Raw genomic sequence first — 14,118 nt, 5'->3', positions numbered from 1 at the left:
ATCCAGCTCCGGATTTATGGGCACACATGGAAACATAGCACTGTTCTGGCATAATTTCGGTGAGTGAAGAAGTATCACAACCAAACCTATCACCACAATCCAAGGTAACCATGAAAAAGTATCTATTACTGTCAGCACTGGCCCTCGCAGTGGCTTGTAAAAAAAATGACAAAGTAGCCCCCATTGAACCACCCGTTGCCCCACCTCCCAAACCGGAATTATTAGAGGTAAAATATGAGCTTCGCGCAGGCACGAAAGAGCCATTCCTGATGGTGGGCGGTAGTGTAGGAAAAGACGGGCTACTGGACGAAAATGGCAAAAAAACAGACTGGGACACCGAGGTCAGGACGGGCATGCTTACCAGAAAAACATTCATTGAAAAAGGAGCTGGAACAATTGTTTTTTCTGCCATCCATCTCAAATCGGACGACTTTTCACTGACCATCACCACCAAATACGACACCGTTACGATCAACGCAAAAGATTATCATCCAAGTGAACCGAGAGATGATCATTATGCGCAGGTACACATCAATAACAATATCAAATAAATTCGGTCACAGTGCCAACAAAAAGCAGCCGGCATGATCTATTGCCCGGCTGCTTCTGTTTGTTGACTATTACGCGGAAACCTATCTCGTACAATCTGCTCCCCATACCTGGTTATTTCTTGTAAATCCAATCACCAGTTTATCTTTATTGATGGTAATCACACCCGTTCCGGACGACCCTATATTCACCATCGTATTATCATCTTTTCTCTCAAATTCAACACCGGTAAGATCAGGAATGGCATCAGAGAATCTGAAATCATAACGTGTACCCACCTTTGTTACAAACACACTTCCATTGTCCTGTGTGATATTCCTTTCTCCATCTCTGTAAGTGATCTTTCCTCTAAATGTTCCGGCAAAAATATCAACATCTGCAGGGTCAGTATTTTTGCTACAGGAGGCAAACAAAAAAACGGTTAACAGCAGTAGGCCAACAATTTTAAGCATTGACTTCATAACATCAGTTTTGGTTAATCAACATTTTGCAATTGACATACCAAAGTCATTCGCAATACACCTAAACACCTGTATTCATGCAAGTTATGCAGCCAAAAGAAACCAGGAACAGGCGAGGCATACCGGGTTAACAGATACACAGATTGTGTATACTTCGTCCATATTAATACCCGTAAACAAGCTGCAGCAGCCAATTACAGGCAACACCTCCCTTCAGTCATAATAACCGCTACCCATATCTGAATTAATTTTCAATGGTTATGTTCGTCATAATAAGGGGAGATAAATCAGGTTCCACAAGAGCTTTCCTTGCCGTCGTTGAAAAGAGGAGTGAACTGCTATAATAATGCAACGGCATCCGTTTATAAGTATAACGTGAACGCATAAACGCGTTACATACCATTACTATCGACTTATCCTCCTGCGTCTTCAAAAAGCAATCTGTCAGCCATATCCAAAAACACGTGATCGTTTCATGATAGCCACTATGGTCCGTATTGGGAGTATTCACCGCTTCATTATAACGGATGATGTTTTTCCTCGCTCGCCCGAGCGCTTCCACACGGCCATAAAGCACGTTATAAGCTATCGCCACAACAAGATGCGCTTCGTGTGTCCATTCAGCCTTAGGCAGCGTACAGGATTCGAATTGATGCAGCAGGTCCAGTATATCTTTTTCTGATAGTGGTATATAGGTCATACAGAAATATACACAATAATTACACTTTTTCCTGCTGCTTTCCTGCCGTTTCCGCAGTTACCAAAAACACACAGGCTGAAGGCAACTTAATATACAAGGCAGGCACGCTAACTGTCATACGCCCTTCGTAACAAAGGTCAGGCTGGCTCAAGATAACTTCACACGAGGCATACACACAAACCGCAACCTGTTCGCAGTAACGTGACAAATGGACTTAGTGCAACTTAGCATCAGGCACGCACAATAAACATCTCCGCGGCAGCGTAGCAGACAGGCGCCGTACAACTTAAAACAAAGCATACACGCAGCATATCCGCAGCAACATGATAAGCCGAATCGCCACACATGCGTCTAAAATATAAAGGGGCTTTCTTACGAAAGCCCCTCCTGCTAATTCAATAATGTCTGGAGTTTATCACACCCATTCATTAACATGTTTTGCATTACCCATGCTAATTTCACGGGCGGAAATGGTGAAGGTGATGACCATTGGGTTTTTGTTTTCGTAGTCGAAAGACTCTTCAAACTTAACCAGGTAACCTTCTTTAAATTCCAACGTTTTCAGTTTGGAATCAGTGTCTCTTTTGTAGAAAGTAACGGTACCATCTTTTCTTTCAAAGTTGTTTACCATCCACTCAAAGAGTTCTGTTTTACCAGTTGACTCTACGGTCATTCTGATGCGTCCGCCGCGAGTGATCGCTGAAGGGCGGCCTGTTGCATCTGTTTCCTGGCTGAGGTCGTAGGAGACGTGTTGAACATTGTAGTTCTCTCCGTTAACTGTGAAAATTGACTTGAAGGACATGTCGGGTTAATTTTTAAGGTTACAATAAAGAAAAATACCTATTAAAAAGGAAAAAGTATGAGCTTCAAATATAAGTCAATTTTTTGTTTCAGTCAACGATCCTAACTACTTTTTTAGTATTAACAAATAATTTTTATGCGGAACAAAACGGTTATCCACCGTCGTTAGTGAGCGCGGCTATTAAGCAGCATCATCTGGCGGCAGTTATCAAGGTCCCTGCTTTTGCTTTCCAGCTTGCTGGTCAGGTCCAGCACCTGCTCTTTCAGTCCTGCGATATTTTGCTGTGCATTCTGCAATTCACGCAGCTGTTGTTTGGTTTGCTGCAATGACAGACATGCCTGCACGATATTGTCATATAACGCATAATGTGTTACCACATCTTTTGGAATGGAATTACGCATCTCTGCCAGTGAACCGGCTATTACCTGGTCCATATAATTGGCATTCTGGTTAGGGAGATTGATAGAGTCGAGGTTATGTTTCACTTTGTCCAGCTTCTGCAGGAACTCTGCCTGGAACGCCTGTTCCTGGCGGAAAGCGGTCAACTCCTTGCGAAGGGATGCATTTTCCCTGGATGGCACCTGATAATTAAAAAAGATGGCCAGCACAAACAGTGCTACCGTGACCACAAAAAATAACAGGAACCATAAGAAGGAAGCTGTTCTCTCCTGCTTGTTTAATACTTGCATACGAATCTGAGCTTTAAGCTGTTATTGGTTTAGATAAATTTAATATCGCAGATAGTTGCTGGCTCTGGACGCAGCTTCCGGCGAAACTCATTCAACTACCCGGTTAATGAGTACACCAAAAGCTGTCTGCCAAAAGCCTGCAACTATTATTATCAATCTGTAAAGAACCAGCGTTTGGTTTTATGTTTACGCAGGTATTCGGAATCTTCTGCAGATTCTTCTTTCACAAAAATATTGCTGTCCTGCTTGCGGCCAATGTAATCCAGCCTGCTGAGGCTTTCAAAGAGTTTATTCACCGCCCGTACAAACGGAATCATGGGTTGCAGGCATTCCCGTACGTCCAGGTGTTTATAACGGATATTGGCGCAATTGATCATCAGGTTTTCCAGTTCACCCTGTCGCAGTTCACACCATTCAGACAGGTAATTGAGCAGTTCTTCCTTGCCCGCGCCGGCACGCTGATCGATCGCATTTTTCATGGTGCGCGCCAGTCCGGCTATGACCTCCAGCATCTGTGCCGGCGGCTGATTCAGTGCCAGCCAGCGGAACTGGGTGATACGCGTTCCGAGGAACTGCACCATTTTCTCCGTAATGTACAATACTACCAGTGCCAGGTCATTATTCTGGTTGCGGCCATAGATCTTCTGTACAATATGCACACCGTACAGTTCCATTTGTCCAAGGAACTGATCGAGTTCGTGATACAGGTCGATAAGGGCCGGATGCGCAACAACAATACTGCATGGCGGAATATAATCATCATCCATCTGCGGCCGTCCGTCCGTTACCGTTATCTTGGCCAGCACGGCCTGATAGCTGCCCAGCTGTCCCTGTGGCAGTTGAGAGGCAGGCAATACGTACAGGCTGTATTCAGGCGTGGCATATGGCAGGCGTGGCGGCTCTTCTTCCAGCAATGGCTCACCGCTCGGTTGCCGGTTAAATGGATTGATCTGTATCAACACATAATAGGTACTTTCCGTATGTTCCGGCTCCCAGGTGTAGGTAGCTTCCGGGAAAGTGGTGGCATAACGCAACGAATGCACGGTATGCTCCGGTATCTCTATACGGGCGCCACCGGGGGTTATCGCCCTGCATTCTGTCAGTTTTATCCGCCACAGGTGCTGGTTATCGGTCACAAACCAGCAACGCAGCGATTCTTTATGTTCTGCTTTCGGCGGCAACAAACCATAATTAAGGGCGTTTACACCACAGGCAAGCGCATCCCTGATCTGGTCCAGCATCGCATTTTCAGTATCGATAAAATGCTGCTTCTTTATCTTCATCCCGTCCACCCAGTTCACGGGAAAATGTTTCAATGGCTCGGCCATAATAATACGTTTAGGATAACATAATTCTGTTGCAAATGATCACGCTGTTCTCTTTGATCCCATTCATAAACACGGCCTTCTGAGGATCCAGTGTTTTGGCAGCGCCAAACCACCTCGGCTTCAGGTGGAACACCCAGCCATAGGCTTGCCCGTTATCGTCCACAAAATCAATCGGCGTATTCGGATAACGGTCGTTATAGTCATTGATGAAATGATAAAACAGGTCGCCCAGGTCCATTTTAATGGGCGTACGGGCCCTGAAATAGGTCCGGTTACGGTCAGCCTTCCCTTTCTCCATTTCCAGCCCTATCACGATCAAATCACGCATATCGTCGTCATTTACCTCCGGCACCTCTTTATACATGGGATATTGCCACCACCGGTGCACCTTCACCGGAATAGCCATCATCCTCTCAAAGGTTTTATAAACAAAGGTGGGCAACACAAAGGAAAACATACTGGTGAGCATGGGGTAATAAAGAAACGCGTCCTTGTCAAGAAAACGGTTCACCAGTACAAATCCGACACCTCCAAACAACCAGATCGCGACAATAAACGCCAGTTCAGACCCCAGCGTCGTTTCGTTGGCCCAGAAGCGGGTATACATAAAGTGACAGTGCAATATACCCAGCCCGAGAAACCATACCTGATAAAAAAGATACTGGTCCATGAGGTTCTTGTGGGTAAATAGGAAAGGGATGGAACTAATCACGGCAAAGATCAGCGTCATACATGCTAAATACAACAGTGCCTTCTTTTTAAAAAGACTGAAATTTTTAATGTATCTGCTGAGCAAAGCCACTATGATAGATCCTATGGCCATAACGCCGGCCAGCATCAAATAGAATTTAGCGGTGTATCTCATAGCTCTTCTGGTATGTCAGGTTTTTCTTTTTTTTGGGTTTTTAACATAACAGCGTTTTTTACGCATTAACAATGTTAACAAAAATAATTCCACATCAGCATAAAAAAGTGGCTACAGGAAAAAATTATATCCCATCAGTCCATCTTCCACCTGCTGATCGGAAAGGGTCTTCTTTTTGTCGGCCGGATCAGGCACTAGTACAGTGTTGATATCCATATCTGCCGCAAAAAGGTAACCATAGCAGGTTTCCAGCAGGCGGCCATAAGGCTGCCACGGCAGGTAGTCATATACCCGTTGGCGTTGCAGCGGACCGATGGTCACCGTAGCCTTAGGCATATCTGTATAAAATACCTGCCCCACCATACTATCCACTCCTAACCGCCATTCGCCGAGCGGTACGCCGGTCTCTGTTCGTACAGCCTGCGGCGTATGATCTACACTGATCTCCACATCCTGCTCCAGCACCAGCTGCAGGCAAAGCCGGATCATACGGTAGTTGCCGGCTATACGATGCATATATGGTAACAGCTTCACCAGCCTGTTGGCCGCAGCGCCAGGCAGCCCCTCAGGCAAATCCCAGAACTGGCTGAACAACATGTCGGCATCTTTACCAAACACATCAAACAACAAATGCTTTTCCCGCTGCTCCAGAAATACCCGCTGCAGAAAAAACTCGTTCTCCAGGGGCTGAAAAAAACGCCGCGCCTGCAACTCTTCCTGCTGCTGCCGCTTATAACGGGCCACCATATCCACCGTTCCCCGCGTTTTACGCTGCTCCGAGAATTCATGAAACAAACCCTCCGGCAAACGGTCATATATGCCATCCCGTGATAGCGACATCACCATATACGGTTGATATGGCTGACTGTCATCCAGTTTTACATGAAGAATATCTTTATTAAATGATCGGGTAAACACGTTCTTTAGCTGTACCACCACTTCTTCCCTGCGTACCTGATTGTCCAGCAGTTCGCCCACCACCACCTCCGCCCTTACATCATAAGGGAATTCCGCAACATGTGTGATCACTTCTTCCAATACCACCGCTTTCTGGGCGTTGTTTACCATGAGGTTACTATTTTAGGTTTTTCGGGCTCGTCGTCGTTAGCATAACTATCTAATCTCAACTGTTCCTATGGTTATCCGGGCTAACTATCTGCCCCAAAAATAATATATTACATTTATATGTGACTCAATTTTTGAAAAAAGAAAAAACGCTGCGGCTACATAGGCAAGTTATCCAAAAAAACACTAAAATTGTGGATCTGAAATTGTAAAACCTGAAAAACCAATGGCCCCCCGTAAACCCGAAAATGAACACAAGGTAAATTCGTTCAGACCCTTTGGTAAAATTGCCAGTCATGTTGACCCCATGGTACTGTGGACTTTCTTTGGCTTATTCCTGATCAGCGTCGTACTGCTGGCATTCCAGCTGGACTCAAAGGAAGACTGCACCACCACAGACATCGTTCTCAGTAACAAACAACATACTTCCGGCAAAGCCTACACGGTAGGCGAAGTCATTACCTTCAATGCCGATAACAAGGATAAAAAAAGGAATACCTTCTCCTGGGAATTTGGCGACTCCTCTGCCCGGCAAACCGGCGCACAGGTATACCACTCCTTCAACAAACCCGGCAGCTACATGATCACCCTGATTGCCGGCAAATGCGCCTGGAACAAGGAAATCATTATCGTCGCCGCGCCAACGGCCCCAACAGAAGCACACCCGGATATCTTCCCCGTTATCGACGGCCCCGGTGAAGTGTTTGCCGGCAGACCGGTCACCTTCTCCAATAAAACACCCGGCGCACACAGCTGGACCTGGCGCCTCCTGCAGGATAACGCTGAGGCCCACTCGCAGTCAGCCGTCACCTACACGTTCTCCTCACCAGGCGAAAGGACCCTGTCACTGATCGTCAATGGCGACACCGCCCACATGGTGATGAAACGTATCACGGTCTTCCCCGCAAGGCCGCAGGCCGTGGACCCCACCCCCGATCCGGGATTCACACCACCGCCGCCACCACCACCCACTGTGGAGCCGGAAAAACCCAAAGGCCCCACCGCACCGGCAGTGGCCGATGACGAATTCCTGTTCATGCTCACACAGGTGACGACCAAACAAAAAAGCGCCGGCGATTTCTCCAAGTACCTGTGCGACAACCTGTCGGCCCGTGTACTGCTCAACGATAAGGAAACAGATAACTTTGCCCACTTCTGCTCACGCATATACGGCAAAAAGAAATTCAAAATAGAAAAAGTGAACCTGGTCAAAGACGCCAACGGATGCGTGAAAGAGATCAGGATCATGTACGACCGGAAAAAATTACTGGGTATTTTTTAATCGATTTCCATGAAAGGAAAATATTATAAGCTACCCATGGACTTCTCCCAGCTGCTGCAAAAGAAAGACGTGCCGGCTGTCAACCTGGAAGAATCCGTAGCACAACATATTCACCTGCTGATCACTACTGTACTGGGGGAAAATAAAGACGACCCCCAGTACGGTTGTCAGTGGTGGGACAGTGATTTTGATATCAAAGCCTCTAACAACGAGGTGAAGGAACAAATAGAAAACGCCGTTAAAACGGCGGTACTACGGTACGAAAAACGACTGGCACAGATACGTGTGGTAGCGGCCGTCAATCAGGAAGAGCTGATGCTGGCGCCCGCCCGTAAGATGAAAAAAAAGATACGGGTCACCGTTAGTGGTACACTGGCCAAAAACAACAACCCCTTCCAGTACACCAGCTACTTTTATATCAGCCCACTGTCGTACGATTAACAACTGTCTAAAAATCTTTGCGCTTTCGCGCTCCATAGCGCCTTTGCGTGCAACTACCTGATACATGAAAGAAAAAAAAGAGCGGATAAAGGACCGTATGCTGAAAACCGCTGCCCGCCTGTGGGGATACCCCGACGCGGAAGTGGAAACTTCTTTTGACCCCATCGTACAACTCCTGCTGGAAGCCTGTGCCAGCGAACTGGAAAAAATATCAGGCGAAGTAGATGTTTCACACGCCCGCCTCGTGGAAAGGCTGGCCCAGATCATGATGCCGGAACCTATCACCAGCAGCCAGCCTGCCTTTGGTATCCTCCATGCCATGTCTACCGAAACTTCCGCCGATATTCAGGCCGATCATCAATTCTATCACCATACCAAAGCCGGGCATAACAGCCAGGACCTTTTCTTTTCGCCAGTCACCACACACCGCCTCTTTAAAGGCCATGTGCAATACCTGGGCATCGGCAGCAAACTATACGAAACCCGCGACAACTGGTTCAAAGAACAAATCCTCCAGGGCCATACCCTGCCGGACGCGGCACCTAATCACCTGTGGCTGGGACTCTCGCTCGAAGATGCCAACCTCAGTTACGAAGGCATGTCATTCTTCTTTGACCTGCGCAATGTCCACCAGCAGGAGATGTTCTATCACTACCTGCCATTGGCGCGCTTTTTCATTAACGATACAGAGGTGACCGTAAAAGCCGGCTATCACCACAGCCGCCCTGTTGACGAGGAAGAAATAGAAAGAATGGTGGAAGTGGCTGTAGATACCAACGCCCGCTACAGCCAGCATATTCTGCAACGGTTCCGCAAACACTTCCTCACGATTACGGATACACGTACCCATAAGACAGGTGCAAGCCCGCTGCCTGCGATGCTGGTCAGCACCTTCGGGCAGGAAGCAGAAAAGCTACAGAAAGAAGTACAGTGGATCCGTATCGAATTCCCGGAAGCACTGCATCATACGCTGCTGGAAGATCTCTATTGCAGCATCAACTGTTTCCCTGTTATCAACAAAAAAAACAACGAACAGTCACTGAAACTGAACCGTTATCTCAATATTATCCCCCTCCAGACACCGGATATTTTCTTCGATATCAAAAGAGTATACGACCTGGAAGGAACAGATTACTATGTCCGCAACTTCGCCACAGCAGGCCAGATGCAGGAAGGAGAACTGGTAGTCCGCAGTAGCGGCATCGGCCGGTTCGATACCCGCGAGGCCAAAGAAGTGATCGCCTATCTCATGGAAGTGATACGGGATGAAAGCTCGCTGTTCGAAGAAGTAAAAAATGACTACGTCACCAATCGCATGCGGGAACTGCACCAGCTGATCGCTTCGCTGGAAGAACAGCTGCAACCCGGTTCCAACAAAGGAAATATTCCCTATGTGATGGTGAAGCCGAAAGAAAATGCCGCTTATATCTTCATTGAATTTTACTCCACCAACGGCACTGCTGCCAATAATATCCGCATGGGCAGCAAACTGCTGGAATATGGCAGCATACAAACCAAACCAGGCAGCATTACCCTGCTGACCAATACACAAGGCGGCAAAGACCGGTTGAACATTGATGAGAAAATCAATCTGTATCGTTCCCACTTGTTGTCGCACAACAGGATTGTGACGCCGGAAGATATCAAAGCATTATGCCGCACTATTTTCGGCAAGGAGCTGAAGGCAGCCGGCGTAACTAAAGGCGTAAGCCTGCAACCCGGCGGCAATGCGGGTTATGTAAGGACTATGGATATTAAGCTGCAACTACAACAGTCCATCGCTAAATACCCATCTGCCAATCTGCATTATTTAAAAGAGGAATTGCTGCTCCAGCTGGAAGAAAAGTCTGCCAATACATTCCCATTCCGTGTATTCATTAACGATGTACTGATGTGATTATCTGTATTCAGCAACCTTACTTCGCCGCCGGTCTTTAACAGATCGAGCGGCACCCCTTTTTTACCATCTGTAGCGCAAAGCACCACGGTATTCCCAAAGCCGAGGTCCACATACACCCGGTTGCTGACAATCCAGCCTTTGCCCGATAAACTGGCATTACGTCCCACATACACGCCATTGGCCTGCATGTTGTCCAGCATATGAATACTCACCAGCTCTCCGTCGTGAAAAGCGGTGTTGGTCTGCAAACGGGCAGTATATACGGTGGTGGATTGTTTCGGCAACGCTTTTTTGCCGATGTTGATGCGAATGGTATTAAAATCCTGAATATTACCGGGAGGCGGCGTTTGCGGATTGGCAAACACGGAGCCTTTGCTGTCGCTTTTGGCAAAGACATTATAACCAAACCCTGGCAGGTATAGCTCAGGGCTTTCAAACAGCTGTTTGATAGCGATGATTTTGTAGATATACTGCGCCGTTTCATTATTCAGCATCAGCTGATAATAATCACGACTACCCTGCCGGCGGATGTTTTTGGAGATATTGCCTGCGCCGCAGTTATAGGCTGCAGCGGCCAGGGTCCAGGACTGTAGCTGATCATGCAACATCCGTATCAGCCGGCAGGCGGCATGGGTGGCCTTTATCAGGTGATTACGTTCATCGTAACTGCCGGCAACGGTTAACCCCAGTTCTGCGGCGGTACCCGGCATTATCTGCCATACGCCCTGCGCCCCTACCGGAGACGTGGCGTTGGTAAGGCCGCTCTCCACAATAGGCAGGTATTTAAAGTCCAGTGGCACCTGATACTGTTGCAGAATAGGTTCTATCACCGGAAAATACATCTCCGCCTTGGAACGAAGTGCCGGCAGATATCCCTGGTAACGAAGATTCCTTTTAATGACGTCCATAAGCCGGAACGACACAAAGTCCCGCTCCATTGGCACCACTTCGCCGCAGAAGTCAACCTGCTGCGCCATAGCCGGAACAGTGAGAAGGCAGACAAACAACCCTATAAGATACCAGCGTCTCATGACACGTTTTCCTATTTTGTCAACATATATTTGGGCAATGTACTCGCAGGCACATACAGCACCAGTTGCGGCTTGTTTTCAGCAGGTTCCAGTACGATGATGATCTCGTCTTCTTTTTTGAAAGTTCTGGAAGGCACTACAAATACTTCCTGTGCTTCGCCATGGGCTTCAATCGCAGCAGGACCTTTCTTATACAGCAGCGGCATGGTATGCAGCACGGCTGTATCCTTTTTCTCTTTGTGTATCAGCGTAGCCTTTACAAACTCGTACGGGTCCTTGTTTTTGTTACGGATATGGAAACAGAAGTAGTTCAGCGAACTGAGCGTCATCGCTTTGGCATAACCAAGGCTTACACCGTCAATTTTCACTTCGTAGTTGTGATTGACTTTGCTGTCCTTTTTGAAATCTTCCGCCAGATCACTTACTGTAACGGTATCCACACTGATCAGTGGAGCGCTGTCATCTTCGTCAGGCAGTTTAAAGGACGTCTGGTTCTTATTACCAGAATCCTTGTCGCCATGCCTGGGCTCAGGAGTGCCGGCCATAGCGGTTTCTTTTCCACCCGCCTGTTTCCTTGACAACACATACTTCAGTTTGGACAAGTCTGCATTCTCACGATAGGTGAGGATCATGTAGTGAATATTGTCTCCTTCACGGACAATCAGATTGGTAGGCTTGGGAGATGCTGTGACTGCTCTTACTACCGCCATGTTTCCGTCTACGATCCGGTAATCATAGTCTGTATTTTTTCCATCACCGATCTGGAACGTGGTGATAGGGGATCCGCTGGTAATAAGGGTAGAAGCGCCTCTTTTTGTCAGCACAGTATCGGTTCTTCCGATTTGCTGTGCCATCGCTGTGGGGGCCGTTCCAATTAACAAACAAAATAAAATACTGCGCACCGCTTTCATTGTATTTACACTTAACGTTGAGTTGGCTCTCAGGTTGTTTATCTACCTGAGAAACAACCGAAATAAAATTATGTTATGCCGCAATGATCAACGTTGTACAGGTCGTTGCCGGTTTGTTCAACGATGATCACTGCCAGCCTGTAATCAGTTGGACTGATTATTTATCCTGTTCATAGGTAGTATCCCACTCAGCCGCATCATCTCCTTTCTGGCCTTCCATTTTAATCAGGAAGTTTTTGGCAGGGAAGTAAGGCTTCAGGTGAATATCCAGGTGGATACGATCTTTCTGAATAGGGTCCTGTTCAAAACGACGTATGTTGAAATCTTCGATCAGTTTGTCCGGACCGGTAATACCATCGAGGAAGCGGATGATCTGCTTCATGAGGTCTTTACGGGTATTGGCATTGAAGTTTTCAAAAGCGCGGCGGTTCAGGAAGTCCATCAGCACTTTGGTCACGAAGTCGAACACACGTACGACAGAGTAAGTCTGCAGACCGAGGTTATCGCCGTTGAACAGTGTCTTGGCACTGAAGGCCATTACCTTACCGTATTCTTTCACCATGGGAACGAGGCCCATTTTTTCGAGGCTGGCGATTTCGCTTTTCTTCAGTTCGAAGCGTACGCCATCTACTTCATTCATGCCACCGAATTTTTTACCGGCTGTTACCTGAGACATGAGTGTTTTGTAGATTTTACCTGCGAGTGCGCCGGAAGGCGGCACATAGAGGTTATCGTCCTCTCCTACTTCATCGAATTTGCCGCGGCCAACGAGCCAGTTACAGGACATGATCACGTTGGAGCGATGTATTTCGCCACCGGTGAGGTTGGCCAGTTCAAACATCTCCATTACGTCGTCCGGAGCGTCGAGGTGAGCGAAGTCTGTCACCAGCATGGCCTTGTTTTCATGTGCTATTTTAGCCCATTTTTCCAGCACCTTGTTGGACCCAAGATAACCCGGGATAACCAACAAGCTGTAGTTATCACGCAGATCAAGGCGGTCGTAGTTGGCCACCAGTTCTTCGCGGATAGCGTCGATAAAGCGGGTGTTATCGAGATCTTTCAGTTGTTCGAGTTCCACATTGATGAAGGAGATATTCTTCACTTTGTCGGACTCGGTATTTTTGAAGAACAGGGCAACGTTACGGTAAGCCTGTTCCAGTTCGCGGGTACCTTCCACTGCTTCGCCGAGGTTTTTGTTCAGCACTTGTTCTGCTTCGGCGGCGTGTTCATTACAGAAGTCCACCATTTCCGGCAGTTCTGTAGCTTCAGAGAGCACTTTTTCCCAGAGTGACAGTGTTTTTCTGAGTTTATCCCTCTCTGATTTTTTACCAGCTTCCGTGAGGAAGATATTACGGCGTGCTTTGCGTTCAGGGTTGAGGTTCTGGGCGCCTTCCACGGCTGCTTCAATAAGATCGAAGCCGCCGTATTTGACCAGACTCTCAATATTTTGGGCGAGGTTAACTTCTGGTTTGGCTGCAGCCTGTTGCCCTGCGTTTTGCAGGTCCTGCAACTCCTCGTTTTTCTGTAATTCTGCCATAAGAAATGATATTATGTTCCGGGATAGGGGAACCGTTTAACTATTTTGTGTTCAGGTCTTTCAGCATGCCGCGTATAGCGTTCAGCATGGCCTGTCTTGCCTCCGGATCTGCGAGTGCCTGTTTAAGGATCTTGTTGGTCTTCAGGTTTTTCATGATTTTCAGGTATTGCTCTTTCTCTGTGGCGAGGTCGTTGAGGAAAGCGCTTTGTTCGGTGATACCTTTCACGCCAAAATCGCCGAGGTGGTGGAATTGCAGTTTTTCCGGCACCGGACGGCCCTCAGCATCATGAAAGCTTACATTGAGGCTGGGCTTGAAGTGTTCAAAAACGGCTTCCACGGAAGTCAGCCCTTCCACAATTTCAGGCTTTACAGGTGCTTGCTGGGTGAGTTTTTCAGCAAACAATGTACGGTTATGCGATATTTCCGCAATGGCTTCATTGGCGTCCAGTTTGACTTCTGTGCCACCAATTCCGTAGTTGTCATTCATAACAAAACATTTTGAGATTTTCCAAATTAGTAAAGGGCCGGGGGATCTATTCCCTGTCCCTTTTTATTGT

Annotated in this window: 15 protein-coding genes; 4 read left to right on the top strand and 11 right to left on the bottom strand. The window is 47.4% G+C overall.

What is annotated here, in order from left to right; all coding sequences use genetic code 11:
• Nucleotides 1-110: 110 nt before the first annotated feature.
• Nucleotides 111-551 (top strand): hypothetical protein, encoded by a 441-nt coding sequence (locus ICL55_RS27705; RefSeq protein WP_188103748.1) that lies wholly within the window; start codon nucleotides 111-113, stop codon nucleotides 549-551.
• A gap of 81 nt (nucleotides 552-632) precedes the next feature.
• Here ICL55_RS27705 and ICL55_RS27700 read toward each other — a convergent pair whose 3' ends face one another.
• The 7 genes from ICL55_RS27700 to ICL55_RS27670 all read right to left on the bottom strand — a co-directional run bounded on the left by ICL55_RS27700 (nucleotide 633) and on the right by ICL55_RS27670 (nucleotide 6,462).
• On the bottom strand, nucleotides 633-1,010 hold the full coding sequence (locus ICL55_RS27700; RefSeq protein WP_188103746.1) for a hypothetical protein: 378 nt from the start codon (nucleotides 1,008-1,010) through the stop codon (nucleotides 633-635).
• A 244-nt stretch (nucleotides 1,011-1,254) separates the two neighbouring features.
• The gene (locus ICL55_RS27695; RefSeq protein ID WP_188103744.1) at nucleotides 1,255-1,710 is read right to left on the bottom strand and encodes a hypothetical protein; all 456 of its coding nucleotides are present in this window, start codon (nucleotides 1,708-1,710) and stop codon (nucleotides 1,255-1,257) included.
• 415 nt (nucleotides 1,711-2,125) lie between these two features.
• Nucleotides 2,126-2,512, bottom strand: a complete 387-nt coding sequence (gene tssD, locus ICL55_RS27690) for a type VI secretion system tube protein TssD (protein WP_169224728.1) — start codon at nucleotides 2,510-2,512, stop codon at nucleotides 2,126-2,128.
• Nucleotides 2,513-2,676: 164 nt separating this feature from the next.
• Nucleotides 2,677-3,201, bottom strand: coding sequence for a type VI secretion system TssO (gene tssO / locus ICL55_RS27685; RefSeq protein ID WP_078672121.1), 525 nt, complete (start codon nucleotides 3,199-3,201; stop codon nucleotides 2,677-2,679).
• 152 nt (nucleotides 3,202-3,353) lie between these two features.
• On the bottom strand, nucleotides 3,354-4,529 hold the full coding sequence (locus ICL55_RS27680) for a hypothetical protein (protein WP_188103741.1): 1,176 nt from the start codon (nucleotides 4,527-4,529) through the stop codon (nucleotides 3,354-3,356).
• Nucleotides 4,530-4,539: 10 nt separating this feature from the next.
• Nucleotides 4,540-5,394 (bottom strand): TssN family type VI secretion system protein, encoded by an 855-nt coding sequence (locus ICL55_RS27675; RefSeq protein WP_188103739.1) that lies wholly within the window; start codon nucleotides 5,392-5,394, stop codon nucleotides 4,540-4,542.
• Nucleotides 5,395-5,505: 111 nt separating this feature from the next.
• Complete coding sequence (locus ICL55_RS27670; protein ID WP_188103737.1) at nucleotides 5,506-6,462, bottom strand: hypothetical protein; 957 nt, start codon at nucleotides 6,460-6,462, stop codon at nucleotides 5,506-5,508.
• A gap of 223 nt (nucleotides 6,463-6,685) precedes the next feature.
• Between ICL55_RS27670 and ICL55_RS27665 the strand changes: the two genes are divergently transcribed.
• From ICL55_RS27665 to ICL55_RS27655, 3 genes are all read left to right on the top strand, one after another.
• The gene (locus ICL55_RS27665) at nucleotides 6,686-7,741 is read left to right on the top strand and encodes a PKD domain-containing protein (protein WP_188103734.1); all 1,056 of its coding nucleotides are present in this window, start codon (nucleotides 6,686-6,688) and stop codon (nucleotides 7,739-7,741) included.
• A gap of 9 nt (nucleotides 7,742-7,750) precedes the next feature.
• Nucleotides 7,751-8,182 (top strand): GPW/gp25 family protein, encoded by a 432-nt coding sequence (locus ICL55_RS27660; RefSeq protein ID WP_188103733.1) that lies wholly within the window; start codon nucleotides 7,751-7,753, stop codon nucleotides 8,180-8,182.
• A 64-nt stretch (nucleotides 8,183-8,246) separates the two neighbouring features.
• The gene (locus ICL55_RS27655; protein WP_188103731.1) at nucleotides 8,247-10,079 is read left to right on the top strand and encodes a type VI secretion system baseplate subunit TssF; all 1,833 of its coding nucleotides are present in this window, start codon (nucleotides 8,247-8,249) and stop codon (nucleotides 10,077-10,079) included.
• Here the strand turns inward: ICL55_RS27655 and ICL55_RS27650 are convergent.
• The 4 genes from ICL55_RS27650 to ICL55_RS27635 all read right to left on the bottom strand — a co-directional run bounded on the left by ICL55_RS27650 (nucleotide 9,989) and on the right by ICL55_RS27635 (nucleotide 14,048).
• Nucleotides 9,989-11,113 (bottom strand): lytic transglycosylase domain-containing protein, encoded by a 1,125-nt coding sequence (locus ICL55_RS27650; RefSeq protein ID WP_188103729.1) that lies wholly within the window; start codon nucleotides 11,111-11,113, stop codon nucleotides 9,989-9,991. The genes ICL55_RS27655 and ICL55_RS27650 overlap by 91 nt on opposite strands.
• Nucleotides 11,114-11,124: 11 nt before the next feature.
• Complete coding sequence (locus tag ICL55_RS27645; protein WP_188103727.1) at nucleotides 11,125-11,937, bottom strand: hypothetical protein; 813 nt, start codon at nucleotides 11,935-11,937, stop codon at nucleotides 11,125-11,127.
• A gap of 244 nt (nucleotides 11,938-12,181) precedes the next feature.
• Entirely contained in the window at nucleotides 12,182-13,561 is a 1,380-nt protein-coding gene (locus ICL55_RS27640) for a DUF5458 family protein (RefSeq protein ID WP_188103725.1), read from the bottom strand.
• A 40-nt stretch (nucleotides 13,562-13,601) separates the two neighbouring features.
• Nucleotides 13,602-14,048, bottom strand: a complete 447-nt coding sequence (locus ICL55_RS27635) for a hypothetical protein (protein ID WP_188103723.1) — start codon at nucleotides 14,046-14,048, stop codon at nucleotides 13,602-13,604.
• Nucleotides 14,049-14,118: the final 70 nt, after the last annotated feature.

Origin of the sequence: Chitinophaga varians (genome assembly GCF_014529945.1) — a bacterium.
Classification (GTDB): domain Bacteria; phylum Bacteroidota; class Bacteroidia; order Chitinophagales; family Chitinophagaceae; genus Chitinophaga; species Chitinophaga varians.
The sequence above is the reverse complement of the archived record's forward strand: the minus strand, read 5'-3'. Positions and strand labels throughout refer to the sequence as shown.